The organism is Amycolatopsis sp. NPDC104819, from assembly GCF_055583145.1.
In genome coordinates, this window is the sequence record NZ_JBVJON010000004.1 from 469,178 (window position 1) to 486,055 (window position 16,878).

At 71.3% G+C, this 16,878-nt stretch carries 16 protein-coding genes; 11 read left to right on the forward strand and 5 right to left on the reverse strand.

Annotation, left to right across the window (positions count from 1 at the left end; all coding sequences use genetic code 11):
- Positions 1–73 precede the first annotated feature (73 nt).
- Positions 74–1,069: a LacI family DNA-binding transcriptional regulator gene (locus ACZ63E_RS15090; protein ID WP_465336487.1), complete on the reverse strand. Its 996-nt coding sequence runs from the start codon at positions 1,067–1,069 to the stop codon at positions 74–76.
- Between the two features lie 95 nt (positions 1,070–1,164).
- Here ACZ63E_RS15090 and ACZ63E_RS15095 point away from each other — a divergent pair, with 95 nt between their 5' ends.
- Positions 1,165–2,655, forward strand: a complete 1,491-nt coding sequence (locus ACZ63E_RS15095; RefSeq protein WP_465336488.1) for an FGGY-family carbohydrate kinase — start codon at positions 1,165–1,167, stop codon at positions 2,653–2,655.
- 24 nt (positions 2,656–2,679) lie between these two features.
- Here the strand turns inward: ACZ63E_RS15095 and ACZ63E_RS15100 are convergent, their stop codons facing one another.
- Positions 2,680–3,015: a hypothetical protein gene (locus ACZ63E_RS15100; RefSeq protein ID WP_465336489.1), complete on the reverse strand. Its 336-nt coding sequence runs from the start codon at positions 3,013–3,015 to the stop codon at positions 2,680–2,682.
- Between the two features lie 496 nt (positions 3,016–3,511).
- Here ACZ63E_RS15100 and ACZ63E_RS15105 point away from each other — a divergent pair, with 496 nt between their 5' ends.
- On the forward strand, positions 3,512–6,637 hold the full coding sequence (locus ACZ63E_RS15105; RefSeq protein ID WP_465336490.1) for a glycoside hydrolase family 31 protein: 3,126 nt from the start codon (positions 3,512–3,514) through the stop codon (positions 6,635–6,637).
- Between the two features lie 991 nt (positions 6,638–7,628).
- Here ACZ63E_RS15105 and ACZ63E_RS15110 read toward each other — a convergent pair.
- Positions 7,629–8,093, reverse strand: a complete 465-nt coding sequence (locus tag ACZ63E_RS15110) for a GNAT family N-acetyltransferase (protein WP_465336491.1) — start codon at positions 8,091–8,093, stop codon at positions 7,629–7,631.
- Between the two features lie 69 nt (positions 8,094–8,162).
- Here ACZ63E_RS15110 and ACZ63E_RS15115 point away from each other — a divergent pair, with 69 nt between their 5' ends.
- Positions 8,163–8,783 (forward strand): TetR/AcrR family transcriptional regulator, encoded by a 621-nt coding sequence (locus ACZ63E_RS15115; protein ID WP_465336492.1) that lies wholly within the window; start codon positions 8,163–8,165, stop codon positions 8,781–8,783.
- Here ACZ63E_RS15115 and ACZ63E_RS15120 read toward each other — a convergent pair.
- Positions 8,753–9,718 (reverse strand): helix-turn-helix domain-containing protein, encoded by a 966-nt coding sequence (locus ACZ63E_RS15120; protein WP_465336493.1) that lies wholly within the window; start codon positions 9,716–9,718, stop codon positions 8,753–8,755. The two genes, ACZ63E_RS15115 and ACZ63E_RS15120, sit on opposite strands and share 31 nt — an antisense overlap.
- Before the next feature lie 43 nt (positions 9,719–9,761).
- On the opposite strand from ACZ63E_RS15120, the gene ACZ63E_RS15125 reads away from it, so the two are divergent.
- The 7 genes from ACZ63E_RS15125 (at position 9,762) to ACZ63E_RS15155 (ending at position 14,345) form a co-directional block, all read left to right on the forward strand.
- Positions 9,762–10,151 (forward strand): cupin domain-containing protein, encoded by a 390-nt coding sequence (locus ACZ63E_RS15125; protein WP_465336494.1) that lies wholly within the window; start codon positions 9,762–9,764, stop codon positions 10,149–10,151.
- A gap of 9 nt (positions 10,152–10,160) precedes the next feature.
- Entirely contained in the window at positions 10,161–10,736 is a 576-nt protein-coding gene (locus ACZ63E_RS15130; RefSeq protein WP_465336495.1) for a GNAT family N-acetyltransferase, read from the forward strand.
- A gap of 32 nt (positions 10,737–10,768) precedes the next feature.
- Complete coding sequence (locus ACZ63E_RS15135; RefSeq protein ID WP_465336496.1) at positions 10,769–11,272, forward strand: winged helix-turn-helix transcriptional regulator; 504 nt, start codon at positions 10,769–10,771, stop codon at positions 11,270–11,272.
- A gap of 68 nt (positions 11,273–11,340) precedes the next feature.
- Positions 11,341–11,832 (forward strand): SRPBCC family protein, encoded by a 492-nt coding sequence (locus tag ACZ63E_RS15140; RefSeq protein ID WP_465303183.1) that lies wholly within the window; start codon positions 11,341–11,343, stop codon positions 11,830–11,832.
- A complete protein-coding gene (locus ACZ63E_RS15145) occupies positions 11,829–12,854 on the forward strand; it encodes an LLM class flavin-dependent oxidoreductase (RefSeq protein WP_465336498.1) in 1,026 nt (341 codons plus the stop codon). The genes ACZ63E_RS15140 and ACZ63E_RS15145 overlap by 4 nt, the downstream gene beginning before the upstream one ends.
- A 51-nt stretch (positions 12,855–12,905) precedes the next feature.
- Positions 12,906–13,451, forward strand: coding sequence for a dihydrofolate reductase family protein (locus tag ACZ63E_RS15150; RefSeq protein WP_465336499.1), 546 nt, complete (start codon positions 12,906–12,908; stop codon positions 13,449–13,451).
- A gap of 21 nt (positions 13,452–13,472) precedes the next feature.
- Positions 13,473–14,345: an epoxide hydrolase family protein gene (locus ACZ63E_RS15155; protein ID WP_465336500.1), complete on the forward strand. Its 873-nt coding sequence runs from the start codon at positions 13,473–13,475 to the stop codon at positions 14,343–14,345.
- On the opposite strand, the gene ACZ63E_RS15160 is transcribed toward ACZ63E_RS15155, so the two are convergent.
- The gene (locus ACZ63E_RS15160; protein ID WP_465336501.1) at positions 14,333–15,856 is read right to left on the reverse strand and encodes an AMP-binding protein; all 1,524 of its coding nucleotides are present in this window, start codon (positions 15,854–15,856) and stop codon (positions 14,333–14,335) included. The genes ACZ63E_RS15155 and ACZ63E_RS15160 overlap by 13 nt on opposite strands.
- A gap of 82 nt (positions 15,857–15,938) precedes the next feature.
- Here ACZ63E_RS15160 and ACZ63E_RS15165 point away from each other — a divergent pair, with 82 nt between their 5' ends.
- Positions 15,939–16,796, forward strand: a complete 858-nt coding sequence (locus tag ACZ63E_RS15165; RefSeq protein ID WP_465336502.1) for a hypothetical protein — start codon at positions 15,939–15,941, stop codon at positions 16,794–16,796.
- Positions 16,797–16,878: the final 82 nt, after the last annotated feature.

Genomic DNA, 16,878 nt, shown 5'->3' on the forward strand with positions numbered 1-16,878 from the left:
GGGGTGTGTCAAGCGTCACTTCGGGCGGTCTCCAGGGCGGAAACCCCGAGCTTTCACGTGAAAGCTCGGGCTCTCATCGGGTGGAGCTGCCGCGGATCACGAGCTGGGCCGCCATCGTCGTCGTCGACGCCGGGCGCGTGCCGCCGTCCCCGATGCGGTCCAGCAGCAGGCGCGCCGCGAGCTGGCCCATCGCGTGGGCGGGCTGGGCGACCACCGTCAGCGCCGGCGAGATCAGCGTCGCCCACGGCGCGTCGTCGAACGACACGATGCCGACGTCACGGCCCGAGCGCAGGCCCAGCTCGGCCATCGCCTGCAGCACACCGACGGACATCGTGCTGCTGGACACCAGGAGCGCGTCCGGCGGCTCGGGTTTCGCCAGCAGCTGCGTGGCGGCCTCGTGCCCGCCGGACTCGCGGAATTCGCAGCGGCGCACCAGTTTTGCCGAGTATTTCCGGCCCGCGTCGCGGAGTCCGTCGCGGTAACCGTCGAGCCGCTCGTCGGCCGTCGTGATGCCCTGCGGGCCGGCGATGCAGCCGATGCGGTCGTACCCCTGGGAAACCAGGTGCCGCACGGCTTCCCGGGCGGCGGCGCGGGAGTCGACGAGAACGGCGTCGCAGTCGGCCGAGCCGAGCCGCCGGTCGACCGTCACGATCGGGGTGCGGTGCGCGGTCAACGGCCGGACGTCGCTGTCGCCGGTGGTCGGCGACATGATCACGCCCGCGAGCCGCTCCTGCGCCGCGACCTCGACGTACCGGCGCTCCTTGGCCGTGTTCTCGTCGGAGTTGCAGAGCATCACCGAGAACCCCGCGGCCTGCGCGGTGTCCTCGACCCCGCGCGCGATCGCCGTGAAGAACGGGTTTTCGACGTCGGAGATGATCAGGGCCAGCACCGCGGTTTCCCGGCGGCGCAGGCTGCGCGCGAGGCCGTTCGGCGTGTAGCCGAGCTCGGCCACCGCCCTGGCCACCCGTTCGGCCAGCGCCGGGTCCACAGTGGACTTGCCGTTGAGCGCCCTCGACACGGTCGCGGTCGAGACCCCGGCCAGCGCCGCCACGTCGGAGATCGTCGCCACCCGCGTCCTCGTTCTCTCGGTCGTTGACAGTGCCCCCGGCACACCATAGCGTGGTGGTAATCGATTTCCCGCAGGGTGAGTCCGTGGAGGGGCGGATGACAGGACTGCTGCTCGGCGTGGACATCGGCACGGCCAGCTCCAAGGGTGTGCTGGTGGACCCCGGTGGCGCGGTCCTCGCCCGGTCGGTTCGTGAGCACACCGTCTCGACCCCGCGGCCCGGCTGGTTCGAGCACGATGCCGAAACGGTCTGGTGGGCCGACTTCACCGGGATCGTCGCGGACCTGCTGCGCGCCGCCGCCGGCCGGCCGCTCGCCGGGCTCGGGATCAGCGGCATCGGGCCGTGCCTGCTCCCGGCGTCCGCCTCGGGCGAGCCGCTGCGCCCGGCCATCCTCTACGGCGTCGACACGCGCGCGGGCGCCGAGATCGCGGAGCTGACCGAGGAGTTCGGCGCGGCCGAGATCCTGGCGCGCGGGGGTTCACCGCTGACCAGCCAGGCGGTCGGGCCGAAGGTGCGCTGGCTGGCCCGGCACGAGCCGGACGTCTACGCGCGCACGGAGAAGCTCCTGATGGCGAGCTCGTTCCTGGTGCACCGGCTGACCGGCCGGTATGTCCTGGACCACCACTCGGCGAGCCAGTGCACCCCGCTCTACGACCTCGTCGCCGGCGAGTGGGCGAAGGACTGGGCCGAGCGGGTCGCGCCCGGGCTGCCGCTGCCCGAGCTGCTGTGGCCGACGGAGGTCGCGGGTGGGGTCACCGCGGCCGCCGCTGCGCGGACCGGGCTGCCCCAGGGGTTGCCGGTCACCGCCGGGACGGTCGACGCGTGGGCCGAGGCCGCGAGTGTCGGCGTCCGCGAGCCGGGCGACGTCATGATCATGTACGGGACCACGATGTTCCTGGTCGAAGTGGTCACCGAGCCGCGGCCGCACCCCGGCCTGTGGGGGACACGCGGAGTCGTCCCGGGCAGTTTCACGCTCGCGGCCGGCATGGCGACGTCCGGTGCGGTCACCGACTGGCTGCGCACGCTGACCGGCGCGTCCTACGAGGACCTGGTCGCCGAGGCGGCGTCGGTGCCGGCGGGCAGCCGGGGACTCCTGCTGCTGCCGTACTTCGCGGGGGAGCGGACGCCGCTGTTCGACCCGGACGCGCGGGGTGTGCTCGCCGGGCTGACCACCGCACACGGGCGCCCCGAGGTCTACCGCGCGGCGCTCGAGGGCATCGCTTACGGTGTCCGGCACAACCTGGAGGCGATGGCTTCGGCGGGCGGCGCCGCGCGGCGGCTGGTGGCGGTCGGCGGAGGGACGAAGGGCGGCCTGTGGACGCAGATCGTGTCGGACGTGACGGGGCTGCCGCAGCAGATCCCGGCCGAGACGATCGGCGCCTGCCTCGGTGACGCGCTGCTGGCGGCGGAGGCGACGGGCGTGGCGGTCGATCCGGCGCGCGGCAACCCGATCGCGACGACGGTGACGCCGGATCCGGCGGCCGGCAAGCGGTACGACGAGTTCTACCGGCACTACCGGGCGCTGTACGAAGCGACGAAGGAGACGTCGCATTTCCTGGCGGCGCAGCACCACGCGTCGGCACCCTGAGCGGACCGGGCGCTCGCCCCGGTGTCAGTCGGCCGACCGGCGCCTGGCCGGACTCCGCTTCCGGCGGCCCGCCGTTCGGCTCCGGTAGTGCTCCAGGGCCGCCACCGACTCCGTGACCTGCTCGAAGCTCGGCAACGCCCGCACGTTGGCCACCAGCGTCATGTCCTTGCGGGGGATCTCGACGAAGCACACCTCGACGCCCGCCCGCGCGGCGTGGGCGGCCACCTGGGCCTGCCACGTGGCGAGGTCGTGGTCGTCACCGAGCCATTCGTGCAGGTAGACGCACCACTTGCCGCGTTGGAGCTCACCCGCGATGGCTTCCTGGCCGACCAGGTACGGCTCGTTCACCCGGTCGGCCACGGCTGTTCCCCGGAACACCAAAGCACTGCTTCCCTCCTGCACTCCGGTGGCGACCCAACCACCGGAAAGCGCTATCTCGGACAGTCACCTCCCCGCTTCCGCCGAGCAGCGCGAACCCCGGCGACCGATGGTGGAGCGCCTGGGACGCCGCCAACATACAGCGGCTTACCTTTCCCAGCAACCGTTTGCCCGGCGGCGGAGGTGCGGATGACGTGTGCAGGGATCGCGTGCGGATGCACGTGCCCACCGAGCGTGTTGTTCACCTGAACAGTTGCCGGAATAGAACGGGGAAATGTCCGGAACGGAAACAGGGAACGCTAGCGGAAATTCCCGGAGTGTGCACAGTGGACGGTTTCGGTGATCGAACGGGCGCGCAGCGTGAGCCCCGACGGAAGTCGGGAGCCGGGGCTTCTGAACCGGTTCGGCGGGTGACAGTGCGCAAAACCTGCGCTATACAGAGCCCGTCATGCGTGTTCATGCGCGAAAGGTGTCTCTAATGAGCAGAGTTGCGCAGTCGCTCGGCTGTCTGGCCGCTGTTGCCGTGCTCGGGCTGTCGCCCGCCGTCGCCCAGGCCGCGGCGCCGTCCGGCCGGCTCGGCGACCTGACCGGGATCTCCGCGGACGGCCCGACGGTGACGCTGGAGTCGGGAGCCGCCGCCGTGCGCGTGAGCTTCCCCGCCGACGGCGCCGTCCGGGTCTGGCTCGCCCCCGACGGAACCTTCACCGACCCGGCCGGGGACAAGATCGTCCGGCCGAAGACCACGCCCCCGGCCACGCCGAAACGCGTGGACAAGGGCTCCTACTGGGCCATTTCGACCCCCAAGGCGACCCTGCGGGCCTACAAGCACCCGCTGAAGTTCGCCCTCTACGACGGCGCGGACCACAAGCAGCTCTGGGCGGAGTCCGCGCCGCTGTCCTGGACCGGCACCACGACCACGCAGAGCCTGGCCAGGACCGCGACCGAGCAGTTCGTCGGCGGGGGTGAGCAGAACGGCCGGTTCAGCCACCGCGACCAGACGATCAAGATCTTCGCCGACGACAACTGGAACGACGGCGGCGCGCCGAACTCGCAGCCGTTCTACGCCTCCACCGCTGGTTACGGCGTTTTGCGCAACACCTTCGCGCCGGGCAGCTACTCGTTCACCAGCCCGGTCGAGACCACTCACGACGAACGCCGCTTCGACGCGACCTACGTCGTCGGCGCGAGTCTGAAGGACGTCGTCTCCGGGTACACCGACCTGGTCGGGAAACCGTTCCTGCCGCCGATCTACGGGCTGGAAACCGGAGATTCGGACTGCTATCTGCATAATGCAAATCGCGGGGAGCGGCACACGCTCGACGCGGTGAAGGTCGCCGACGGGTACACCGAGAACGGCATGCCGAACGGCTGGATGCTGGTCAACGACGGTTACGGCTGCGGGTACGAGAACCTGCAGCAGACCGGCGAGGGCCTCCGGAAGAACAGCATGCAGCTCGGGCTCTGGACCGAGGACGGCGTCCCGAACCAGTCCGACGAGGTCAAGGCGGGTGTGCGGGTCCGCAAGCTGGACGTCGCCTGGGTCGGCCCCGGCTACCAGTTCGCGCTCGACGCGTGCGACACCGCGTACAAGGGCATCGAGGACAACAGCGACGCGCGCGGGTTCGTCTGGCAGCCGGTGAGCTGGGCCGGCGCCCAGCGCTGCGGCGTGCTGTGGAGCGGTGACCAGTCCGGCTCGTACGACTACATCAAGTGGCAGATCCCGACGTACGCCGGCGCGACGACGTCCGGCATCGCCTACAACACCGGCGACATCGACGGCATCTTCGGCGGCAGCCCGCAGACCTACGTCCGCGACCTGCAGTGGAAGGCCTTCCTGCCGACGGCGATGACGATGGACGGCTGGGCGTCGTCGGACAAGCAGCCGTGGCGCCAGGGTGAGCCGTACACCTCGATCAACCGCAAGTACCTGCTGCTCAAGGAGCGGCTGCTGCCCTACACCTACAGCTATTCGGCGCAGGCGCACCGGACCGGCGTCGGCCAAGTGCGGCCGCTGGCCCTGGAGTACCAGGACGACCCGAACGTCTGGACCGACAAGGCGAAGTACGAGTTCCTGTCCGGGACGGACTTCCTGGTCGCGCCCGTCTACGAGAAGTCCGACGTGCGCAACGGGATCTACCTGCCCAAGGGCACCTGGGTGGACTACTGGAGCGGGAAGACCTACACCGGGCCGACCACAGTGGACGGTTACGACGCGCCGCTCGACACGCTCCCGCTGTTCGTCCGCGCCGGGGCCGTCGTGCCGATGTGGGCCGAGGGCACGACCTCCTGGCAGACGCGGGACAAGTCCCTTTTGGACCTGGACGTCTACCCGCAGGGCAAGGGCAGCTTCACCCTCACCGAGGACGACGGCGTCACCCGTGGCTACCAGCGTGGTGAGCAGGCGAACCAGACGTTCACCGTCGACGCGCCGAAGTCCGGGCCGGGCACGGTGACCGTCGGGATCGGCGCGAGCACCGGCACGTACCCGGGGAAGCCCGCGGCGCGGAACTACCAGCTGTCCGTCCACACGGGAGTGAAGCCCGCCGTCGTCCAGGCGGGAACCGGGATCCTGCGGCAGTACGGCAGCAAGGCCGAGCTGGACAAGGCGGCGTCGGGCTGGTGGTACGACACGGCCGCGCAGGGCGTGGTGCGGGTCAAGACCGGCCAGGTCGGCGCGGGTGACCGGCAGGACGTGCGGCTCTTCGGGGCGAGCGCGGTCGGCGGGTTCTTCCCCGAGGACAACAACGGCACGGCGACCCTGACCCTGCCGTCGCTGGCCGCGCCGGGTCAGGCCACCGCGGGAACGGTGAGCTTCACCAACGGCACGCCGTTGCCGGTGCGGGATGTGAAGATCTCGGTGCAGGGCAACGGATTCCACGTGAACGCCCCCGCCGTGCCGAAGCTGGTGTGGCCCGGTCAGACGGTGCAGGCGCCGGTGACGCTGACCCCGGACGCCGGGCTGAAGCCCGCGGACTACCAGGTCACGGCCACGGCGACGTACCAAGCCCGGCTCGGCACGCACCAGACCGCCGACTCCTCGACGGTCACCGTCCCGTATGCCTCCTTGGCCGCGGCGTACGGGAACGTCGGGGTCACCGACGCGGCTCACGTCGCGGCCGGGAACCTCGACGGCGGCGGCAGCAGCTTCCGCGCCGAGGGACTCGCCGAACAGGGGCTGAAGCCGGGGGCCGAGTTCACCGCCGCCGGGGCCCGGCTGACCTGGCCCGCGGCCGGGGACGGCAAGCCGGACAACGTCGTCGCCGCCGGGCAGACGGTGGCCGTGCGCGGGACCGGCTCGAAGCTCGTGCTGGCCGGCACCGGCACCGGGACGGCGAAGGGCGCCGTTGTCGTCCAGTACGCCGACGGCAGCACCAGCCAGGCGGACCTCGGCCTGCCGAACTGGTGCTGCGCCGACCCCGCTCAGTACGGCGCGACGACCGTCGCGACCGTCCTGGGCAAGAACACCCAGGCCGGCCCGGCCTACCCGACCACGCCGTACCGCGTGTTCGCGAACTCCGTGCCGCTGACCGCGGGCAAGGAGGTCGTCGCGGTGACGTTGCCGGCGAACTCGGCACTGCACGTGTTCGCCGCGAGCGTCGCCTGAAGGAGGTTCGGCGACCCGCCGAAGTAGGCGCCGTCCGTGACGTACAGCGTGTCGTCACGGACGGCGACCGCGGTCGGGTTGGCGAGTCCGTCCGAAGTGGACAGGATGGTCCGGACGCCGTCGCGGCCGATCGTGACCACGCGGTTCTCCTGGTTGATCGCGGCGACCACGGTGCCGCCGTGGAACGCGAAGTCGTCGACCGGCCCGAGCCCGAAGGCCACGACCCGGCCGGGCCCGCCGCCCAGCGGGAACCGGACCAGAGTGCCGCGGTCCAGGTTGGACACCCAGACCGCGCCGTCGTGGACCTTGATCCCGTTGGCGCCGAACCCGCCCACCGGGGCGAGCAGCTCGCCGGTGGTGAAGGCGGTGACCCGCCCCCGCGGTGTGACCCGCCAGACCGTCGCACCGAAGGAGTCGGCGACCAGGAGGTCACCGGTGGCGGGGTCGCGGGCGACGCCGTTCTGGAAGCCGGCCGGCGGCAGGGCGGCGACCCGGACCGGCGCCGATCCGGGCCGGACCCGGTAGAGCCCGGTGGCCGGGGTGCCGGTCGAGACGGCGACGTACAGGTCGCCGCCGGGCGCCCGCACGATGCCGCCGAGGAACAGTCTCTTGTGGACGACCGGGACGTCGCCGTCGTCCGGCACGGGGATCCGGGCGATGATGCGGACGCGGCCGTCGGGGGTGACCCGGCCGATTTCGCCGGTGTAGGCGAAGGTGAGGTCGGCGGAGCCGTCCGGCTCCAGGGTGATGTTCTCGGGCTGCTGCCCGGCGGCGAGGGGCACGATCCTCGACGCCGCCTGGGCGGGCGTGGCCGTCAGGGCGAGGGCGGCCGCGGCCAGCACAACGCCGATCTGCTTGAGACGCAAGGGAAAACTCCGGTTCGTGAGGGAACGGCGAAAAGAACCCCAGATCGCCGTGCCCTCGACGGTAGGCCCGGTGCGCCTCCGGTCACCAATAGCTCAGCCTTGGCCTGCCATCGGAAATCCGATAGCTACAAGTCGCGGGCGAAACAGAGTGAGATCGCTTCGCCGATGTACGGACCGTAGGCGTCGATCGGCTCGTAGCCTTCGCGCTGGTAGAAGCGGATCGCGTCCGGCTGTCCGGCGCCGGTTTCCAGCAGCAGCCGCTTGATGCCGAGGTCGCGCGCGTGGTCCTCGAGGGCGCGCAGCAACGCGGTCGCGACGCCGGTGCCGCGGGCCGCCGGCTCGACGTACATCCGCTTGACCTCGCCCGACCCCGGGCCGAGCGGCCGGAGCCCGCCGCAGCCGAGGGCGACCCCGTCGGCGTCACGCGCGACGAGGAAGACTGCGACGGTGTCGGCGGTCGGGGGCGCGCCGGGCTCGTGGTTGTCGGTGCCGTAGCGCGCGTCCAGTTCGGTGCGCTGGGCTTCGCGCAGGCGGACGGCGTCGGGATCGTCCCAGCTCACCGAGGTGATCGCGAACGTGCAGTCGAGCATCAGGTGGTACCCCCGTTTCGTAACAAGCGTTACCGTAGCACCTGTTACGCTTCCGGGGAAGGAGGTTTTGTGCCGAGACAGCGTGACGTGGGGGCGCAGCGGGAGCTGCTGTCGAACGCGGTGTGGCAGGTGCTCGCGGAGCACGGCCTGCCGGGGCTGACGCTGCGCGCGGTCGCCGAGCGCGCCGGCTGCACGACGGGTCTGGTGCTGCACGCGTTCCCGACGAAGAAGGCGCTGCTGCTGCACGCGCGTGACCTGCTCTACGACCGCACCGCCGCCCGCGCCGACGCCGCGGAAGCCGCGGCCACCGACCCCGCCGAGGCGCTGACGGTGGTCCTCGGCTGCGCGGTGGATCAGCTGCACGGTCATTACGAGGAGTCCCGAGTCTGGGTGGGCTTCCTGGCGGCGGCCCTGGCCGACGACGACCTGGCCGAGCGCCACCGAGCGGCGAACCACTCGTTCCTGGCCCGCGTCCGGCGGCTGGTGGCGCTCTGCCGTCCCGAGTGGACGGATGAGCGGCTCGAGCTGACGACGAAGAGCTTGGTGGGACTGGTCGAGGGACTCAACGTACTGGCCGCGGCCGACCCGGCTGCCTACTCGGTGGCGGTGCAACGGGACGCGCTGACCACGGCTTTGGCCGAGGTCGTCGTCAGCGGATCTCAGGCCGCCGGGCCGAAGCGGCGGCGGTAGGCGCTCGGGCTCAACCCCGTGTGCCTTCTCAGCTGCTGCCGCAGGTTCGCCGCCGTGCCGAAGCCGCTGGCCGATGCCACCCGGTCCAGCCGGAGCTCGCCGCGCTCGATCAGGCGGCAGGCCAGCGTGACGCGTTCCGTGGTCAGCCACGCCAGCGGTGTGGTGCCCAGCTCCGCGCGGAACTTCCGGTGCAGCGTCGCCGGGCTGGTCGCGGCGCGGGCCGCCAGGTCGGCGACCGTCAGCGGCTCGTCCAGCCGGCCCAGCGCCCACGCCAGCACCGGTGCGAGCGACGTGTCCGGCACCGCCGGCACCGGGCGCGCGATGAACTGCTGCTGCCCGCCGTCGCGGTGGCCGGTGAACACCAGCCGGCGGCTGACGGCGTTGACCACCTCGGCGCCGTGGTCGCGCTGGATGAGGTGCAGGCCGAGGTCGAGCGACGCCGCGCTGCCGGCCGCGGTGAGGACGTCACCCTCGTCGACGAACAGGACGTCCGGCTCCCAGCGCACCGCCGGGAAGCGCGCGGCGAACTCGGCGGCCCACTGCCAGTGCGTGGTCGCGCGCCGGCCGTCCAGCACGCCGGCCTCGGCCAACGCGAACGCGCCCGTGCAGAAGCTGACGAGCCGGGCGCCCCGGGAGGCCGCGCGGCGGATCGCCGCGATGATCGCCGGGTCCGTGGGCACGCCGGTGTCCGGCCGGGCCGGCGCGATCAGCGTGTCCGCCGTGTCGGCGGCCTCGAGCCCGGCGACCCCGGTGAGGGTGAACATGCCGAGGTTCATCCGCACGTCCGGGGTCGCCGCGCAGAGCGTGAAGTCGTACCAGGGCCGATCCAGCTCAGGCCGCCGCAGCCCGAACAGCTCGGTCGCGACCCCCAGCTCGAACGGGTTCGACTCCGCCGTCACGATCGCCACGACCCGGTGCGAGAATTCTTGCGGCATGTGCGATTCCTAGCACTCCCGCGACCGGAACGCCAGGTCGACGATGGGGAGCATGAACCCGATCGACCTGAACGAAGTCCTCGCGAGCTTCGACGCCGCGTGGAGCCCGCGGATCGTCACCCGCGTCAACGACTACGACATCCGGCTCGCGCGGTTCGACGGCGAGCACGTCTGGCACGTCCACGAGGACACCGACGAGTTCTTCCTGGTCCTCGACGGCGAGATCGAGATCGGCCTGCGCGACCCGGACGAGCGGGTCGTGACGCTGGCCCGCGGCCACGTGTTCGTGGTGCCGAAGGGCACGTTCCACAAGCCGTCGTCGAAGGCGGGCGCGAGTGTGCTCCTGGTGGAACCGGCCGGGACGCTCTCGGTCGGCGACGAGCACGACGAGGTGCCGGACCACGTCGACGTGACCACCGGCCACCTGGTCTAGCGTCGGAGGATGCTGACTGTCGTACCGGTCGACCAGGCGTCCTGGGCGGACCTGCAGGCGATCTTCGGCGACCGCGGCGACCCGGCCCGCTGCCGCTGCCAGTACTTCAAGGACACCCCCGCGCAGTGGAAGTCGGGGACGGCCGAGGAGCGCGCCGAGCGTCTCCGCGAGCAGACGGCCGGCCACGCGACCGGACTCGTCGCCTTCCTCGACGGCGAGCCCGCCGGCTGGTGCGCGGTCGAGCCGCGCACCGCTTACCGGCGGCTGCTCGGCAGCCGCGTCGTCTGGGACGGCCGGGACGAGGACAAGCAGGACGACGGCGTCTGGGCCGTGACGTGTTTTGTCACCCGCAAGGGGTTCCGGCGGCGCGGGGTGAGCGCCACGTTGGCGAAGGCCGCCGGGGACTTCGCCCGCGAGCGGGGCGCCCGCGCGGTCGAGGGCTACCCGATCGTCGTCGAGCCCGGGCAGCCGGTCGCCTGGCCCGGTGAGCTGTTCGTCGGCACCACCGGCGTCTTCGCCGCCGCGGGGTTCACGGAGGTGAGCCGTCCGACCGCGCGGCGGGTCGTCATGCGGCTGACCTGCTGAGTCCTCCTGGAAAACGGGGTACTCTCGGCCGCATGAAACGGACCTCGTTCGCGCAGTGGCCGTGCTCGATCGCGCGCACCATGGACCTCCTGGGCGACTGGTGGACTCCGCTGGTCCTGCGAGACGCCTTCTACGGCGTACGCCGCTTCGACGAGTTCCAGGAGGCGCTCGGGATCGCGCGCAACACCCTCGCCGACCGGCTGAAGCGGCTGGTCGAAGAAGGGCTGCTGGAGAAGGTCGCCTACCAGACCGAGCCGGTGCGCTACGACTACGTGCTCACCGACAAGGGCCGCGACTTCTACCCGGTGCTGCTCGCGATGACCCGCTGGGGCGACAAGTGGCTGGCGGGCGAGGCCGGCCCGCCGATCACCGTGCACCACACCGCCTGCGGACACGACACGTACGCCGAGATCGTCTGCGCGGAGTGCCGTGAGCCGATGACACCGGACGACACCCGGATGCGCCGTGGCCCCGGCTTCCCGCCGCGGCTGGCGCTGCGCCCGGACGTCGAGGCTCGGTTCGCGCGGCAGGAGTGACGTTGACAGCTTAGGTCTATCTACGCAACTATCGTGGTCAGAGGCTCACTGAGAGGGGTGCGACCACGATGGAGTGGACCGGCGCGCGGTACGCGGACAAGCCGACGGCCGAGGTCTCGACCTGGATCGACGCCGCGCCGGAGGTGGTCTGGCCGGTCGTCTCGGACATCGCGGTGATGCCGTCCCTGAGTGCCGAACTGCAGTCCGTCGAATGGCGCGAGGTCGGCCGCACCTTCGTCGGCAAGAGCAAGCACGACGCGTTCGGCGAATGGGAGACGACGTCGTACGTCGTCGAGTGCGAAGCCCCGCGCGTGTTCGCCTGGGCCGTCGCGGACCCGGCCGAGCCGAGCGCGATCTGGAAGTTCACCCTCGAAGCCGACAACGGCGGCACGCGGCTCTCGCAGTGGATGCAGATGGGCCCCGGGCGCTCCGGGCTGTCGTTCGCCATCGACCGGATGCCCGAGAAGGAACAGAAGATCGTCTTCGTGCGCCTGCGGGAGTTCGAAACCGCGATGACCGGCAACCTCGCCGCGATCAAGGAGCGGGTGGAGAGCCGGTGAAGACGGCGACGACGGTCGAGTTCTCGCAGGACTCCCGCACGACGCTGGACTTCGTGCTGGAGGCGGAAAAGCTCGGCCTCGACGTCTGCTGGGTCGCCGAGGCGTGGGGCTCGGACGCGCCGTCCGCGCTCGGGTACCTCGCCGCCCGCACCGACCGGATCCGGCTCGGCTCCGGCATCATCCAGCTCGGCACGCGCACACCGGTCGCGATCGCGCAGGCCGCGTTGACGCTGGCCGACCTCTCCGGCGGGCGGTTTTCCCTGGGGCTGGGCCCGTCCGGGCCGCAGGTGATCGAAGGCCTGCACGGCGTCCCGTTCGCGAAGCCGTTGACACGCATGCGCGAAACCGTCGAGATCATCCGCCGGGCGTTCGCCGGGGAGAAGGTTTTGTTCTCCGGCAAAACGTTCGAGATCCCGCTGCCCGGCGAGGCGCGCCCGATGCGGCTGTCCACGGCGCCGAACCCGGACATCCCGATCTACCTCGCGACGCTGTCGCCGAAGCTGCTGGAGCTCACCGGCGAGGTCGCGGACGGCTGGCTCGGCACCAGCTTCGTCCCCGAAGGCGCCGATGCGTACTTCGGGCCGCTCGACGCCGGGCTCGCGAAGGCGGGGCGCACGCGTGAGGACATCGACGTCTGCCAGGGCGCCGAAGTCGCCTTCGCCGACAACGAAGACGAGCTGCGCGTGATGGTCGGCGGCCGCAAGAAGGAGCTCGCCTTCAGTCTCGGCGGGATGGGCTCGGCCACCACGAACTTCTACAACAACGCCTACAGCCGCCAGGGCTGGGCGGACGTCGCCGCCGAGGTCCGCGAACGCTGGCAGGCCGGCGACCGCGACGGCGCGACCGCGCTCGTCACCGACGAGATGGTGCTGGCCACGACGCTGATCGGCACCGAGGAGATGGTGCGCGAGCGGCTGCGCGTTTGGCGCGACACGGGGATCGACACGGTCCGGCTGTACCCGGCAGGCGAAACGCTGGAAGCGCGCCTCACGACCTTGGGGCGCGCGCTCGACCTCCTGTGAGTGACCGTCGCGAGTGGACGGTCCGGGCCGGTGGCCGGTTTATAGTGGCCCATGCGCAAGATTGTTTCGAACCTGTTCATCTCGCTTGACGGCGTGGTGGAGGCGCCGGACCAGTGGTCGCTGCGGTACTGGACCGACGAGATCGGCCGGGCCGTCGGCAGCGGGATGGCCGCCGCCGACGCCATGCTGCTCGGCCGCGTCACCTACGAAGGGTTCGCCGAGGCGTGGCCCGGGCGGACCGCCGAGGACGACGAGGGCGCCGAGTTCATGAACAACGTCCGGAAATACGTGCTTTCGTCGACCTTGTCCGAGGTCGGCTGGAAGAACTCGACGCTGCTGACCGGTGACCCGGCCGAGGCGGTCCGGACGCTGAAGGCGTCCGCCGGCGGCGACATCATGACCAGCGGCAGCACGACCGCGGTGCGCTGGCTGCTGACCGAGGGGCTGGTCGACGAGCTGAACCTGCTGCTCTACCCGGTCGTCGTGGGCCGGGGAAAACGGCTGTTCCCCACTGACGGGCCCGGGTTTCCGCTGGTGCTCAAGAAGTCTTCGACGTTCGGCAACGGCGTCGTCCAGCTGACCTACACGCCCGCGTGAGCACGCCGTTCCGGATCGCCGGTGGCCTACCTGCGTTCCCTGTGCGACTACTGGGCTTCCGGCTACGACTGGCGTGCCGTGGAAGCCCGGATGAACCGGTTTCCGCAGTACCGCACGGAAATCGACGGCCTGGGCATCCACTACCTGCACGTGCGGTCGCCGCGTCCGGACGCCCTCCCGCTGCTGCTCACGCACGGCTGGCCGAGCTCATTCCTCGAGTTCGGCAAGGTGATCGAGCCGCTCGCCGAGGAGTTCCACCTGGTGATCCCGTCGCTGCCGGGCTACGGCTTCAGCGACAAACCCGCGTCGCCGGGCTGGGGCATCGAGCGCATCGCGGCGACGTGGGCGACGCTGATGGCCCGCCTGGGCTACGCCCGCTACGGCGCCCAAGGCGGCGACTGGGGGACGTCGATCACGACGTCACTGGCCCAGCAGGACGCGGCCCACCTGGCGGGCATCCACCTGAACCCGCCGAGCGAGCGTCCCTGGCGGCGTTGGAGCAGGCGCAGCGCTGGGAGGACGGTTACTCGGTGCTGCGGTCTTCCGGCGGAAGCCTCGTCGTCACGAAGACGACCGTTTGAAGCCCTTCGGGTCGGCGAGGTACCGGTCCAGCTCCTGATCCTCGTGCAGCTCGACAAAGCCGTCCTCGATCACCCAAGCCGGCCCCAGCTCCGCCCGCAACCGCGCCAGCACCGCCCGGACATCGGCGTTGAAACGCGCGCACCGGGCCTCCCGCCACGGCCCGGGGTCCGGCGGGTAGTCCCAGTTCAGCGACTCGTCGTACTGCGCGACCAAGCTGTCCAGCGAAGCCCGCAGCCCGGCACTCAGCGGCGGCTCGTCACCCCACAGCACAACTCCGGAACCCGCGTCGAAGAAGAACCTCAGTTCACCTGACGACCCTGGTCCTTCCAAAACGGCTCCCGCAGCTTGAACTTCTGGATCTTCCCCGTCGCCGTCCTGGGCAGCTCCTCGAGGAACTCCACCCGCTTCGGGCACTTGTACCCGGCCAAGTACTCCCGGCAGTGCTTGATCAGCTCGTCCGAAGTCACTTCCGCCGACGTCACCACGAGCGCCGTCACCAGCTCGCCCCACTTCTCGTCCGGGATGCCGATCACCGCGGCCTCGCGGACCGCCGGGTGCGAGCTCAGGGCGTCCTCCACCTCGATCGACGACACGTTCTCGCCGCCGGAGATGATCACGTCCTTCTTGCGGTCGGCGATCGTCAGGTAGCCGTCCTCGAACGACCCGCCGTCGCCCGTGTGGAACCAGTTGCCTTCCTGCACCCGCTCGGTTTCCGCCGGGTTCTCCCAGTAGCCGTCGAGGTTGGTGTTCGACTGCGCGAGCACCTCGCCGTCGGTGTCGATGCCGATCCGGACACCCAGCGCCGGCGTCCCCGCGCGGCCGAGCAGCTTCGCCTGCTCGTGCGGGTCGAGATCTTCCCACTCGCTGCGCATGCGGTTGACCGTGAGCAGCGGCGAGGTCTCGGTGAGCCCGTAGATCTGGATGAACTCCCAGCCCAGCTCGGCCCGCACCCGCTCGATCGTGCGGGTCGGCGGCGGGGCGCCGGCCACGACGAGCCGGACGCGGTCGCGGCCGGGGATCTCGCCCTCCCAGGTCGCGGCGCCGTCGAGGGCCGCGGTGACCACCGCCGGGGCGGCGCACAAGATCGTCACGCCGTGCTCGTCGATGCGCCGGAGGATCTCGGTGCCGTCGACCTTCCGCAGCACGATGTGCCGCCCGCCGAGGCCGGTCACCGCGTACGGCATGCCCCAGCCGTTGCAGTGGAACATCGGCAGCGTGTGCAGCAGGACGTCGTTGTCGGTCAACGTCGTGTGCAGGCCGAACACCATCGCGTTGAGCCAGATGTTGCGCTGGGTGAGCTGCACGCCCTTCGGCCGCGCCGTGGTGCCCGAGGTGTAGTTGAGGGTCGCCGTCGCCGACTCGTCGCCCGCCCACGGCCGCGGTGAACCCTCGCCGCCCCAGATCGCGTCGTCGTCGCGGCCGAGGACGAAGACGTGCTTCGCCGTGACCGTGTCCAGCAGGTGCTCCAGCTCGGGGTCGACGATCAGCACCTCGGCGCCGGAGTGCTCGACGATGTACTTGACCTCGGCCGGGGCGAGCCGGAAGTTCACCGGCACCAGGATCCGGCCCCAGCCGGACACCCCGAAGAACGACACGAGCAGCCGCGCGGCGTTGTGCGACACCATGGCGACGCGGCCGCCGACCGGCACGCCCAGCGCGTCGAGGTTCGCCGCCTGCGCCCGCGCGCGCTTCGCGACCTCGCGATAGGTGAGCGAACCCCAGCTCGGCGCGGGCTGGTTCGGCTCGTCGACCACCGCGACGCGGTCCGGGTACACCGTTTCCGCGCGGTCGAGGAAGTCCCGGACACCCAGATCGAAGAACACGCCTCATCCCTTCGTCGTCCCCGTCCCGATGATGACGCGTCACAGGTGCTCGCACCAGTCCGATGTGGTTCGCTGGGACCCGATGGACTTCGACACGGTGGCCGGCGAGCTCTACGGGGGTGACCTCGCGGAGTTCGTCAGCGCGCGCAACGCGGCGGCGAAGGCGGCGAAAGCCGAGGGGGACGCCGAGCTCGCGGCGAAGATCAAGGAGCTGCGGAAGCCGACCACGGCCGCCGCGATCGTCAACGGCCTGGCCCGGGAAGACCCGGACGAGCTGCGTGAGCTGGCCGAGCTCGGGGACGAGCTGCGTGACGCCCACTCCCGCCTGGCCGGCGACGACCTGCGGGCGCTGACCCGGCGCCGCGGCGAGCTGGTGCGGGGGATCCTGCACGGCCTGCCGTCGATGAGCGACTCCGTCTCGCGTGAGGTGGAGGCGACCCTGGAGGCCGTCGCGGCGGATCCGGGCACCGCGGCGCTCGCCCTGGCCGGGCGGCTGACTTCGGTCGCGCACCAGGACGCCGACCAGTGGTTCACGCTCGAGGCCACCACCGCCCCGCCGACGAGTGGCAAGCGTCCCGCGAAGCTGGTCGACAAGGCCGAGCCGGCGAAGCCGAAGCGGACCGAGAAGGCCGAAAAGGACCGTCGCCGGGAGCGGGAGGAACGCGAGGAGCGCGAACGCGTCCGCGCCGAACGCGAGCGCCTGCGCAAGGAGGCCACCGAGCTCGCCAAGGAGCGCGCGGTGGCCGAACGCGACCTCGTCCGCACCGAGCGCGCGGCCGAGCAGGCCAAGGCCCGCGTCGACGACCTGCGCACGCGTCTCGAAGAAGCCGAGGAACGCGCCGAGCGCGCGACGGCGGAGTTCGAGACAGCCAAGGAGAAGTTCGAACAAGCCGACGAAGCCGCCGAAGACGCGCGAAAAGCCGCGGAGGCCACGCGCTGATCCGTGCTACCGTGGGGATGCGCCCCGGATGGGCCTACGCACGGAGGTAGTGGCTACTCAGCCCCCTTTGAGATCGACACGT

Coding starts and splice junctions, on each gene's coding strand:
- ACZ63E_RS15130 (WP_465336495.1), top strand. CDS start 10,161: ATGCTGACTGTCGTACCGGTCGACCAGGCGTCCTGGGCGGACCTGCAG.
- ACZ63E_RS15165 (WP_465336502.1), top strand. CDS start 15,939: ATGGACTTCGACACGGTGGCCGGCGAGCTCTACGGGGGTGACCTCGCG.
- ACZ63E_RS15140 (WP_465303183.1), top strand. CDS start 11,341: ATGGAGTGGACCGGCGCGCGGTACGCGGACAAGCCGACGGCCGAGGTC.
- ACZ63E_RS15125 (WP_465336494.1), top strand. CDS start 9,762: ATGGGGAGCATGAACCCGATCGACCTGAACGAAGTCCTCGCGAGCTTC.
- ACZ63E_RS15110 (WP_465336491.1), bottom strand. CDS start 8,093: ATGCTCGACTGCACGTTCGCGATCACCTCGGTGAGCTGGGACGATCCC.
- ACZ63E_RS15105 (WP_465336490.1), top strand. CDS start 3,512: ATGAGCAGAGTTGCGCAGTCGCTCGGCTGTCTGGCCGCTGTTGCCGTG.
- ACZ63E_RS15150 (WP_465336499.1), top strand. CDS start 12,906: ATGCGCAAGATTGTTTCGAACCTGTTCATCTCGCTTGACGGCGTGGTG.
- ACZ63E_RS15135 (WP_465336496.1), top strand. CDS start 10,769: ATGAAACGGACCTCGTTCGCGCAGTGGCCGTGCTCGATCGCGCGCACC.
- ACZ63E_RS15095 (WP_465336488.1), top strand. CDS start 1,165: ATGACAGGACTGCTGCTCGGCGTGGACATCGGCACGGCCAGCTCCAAG.
- ACZ63E_RS15120 (WP_465336493.1), bottom strand. CDS start 9,718: ATGCCGCAAGAATTCTCGCACCGGGTCGTGGCGATCGTGACGGCGGAG.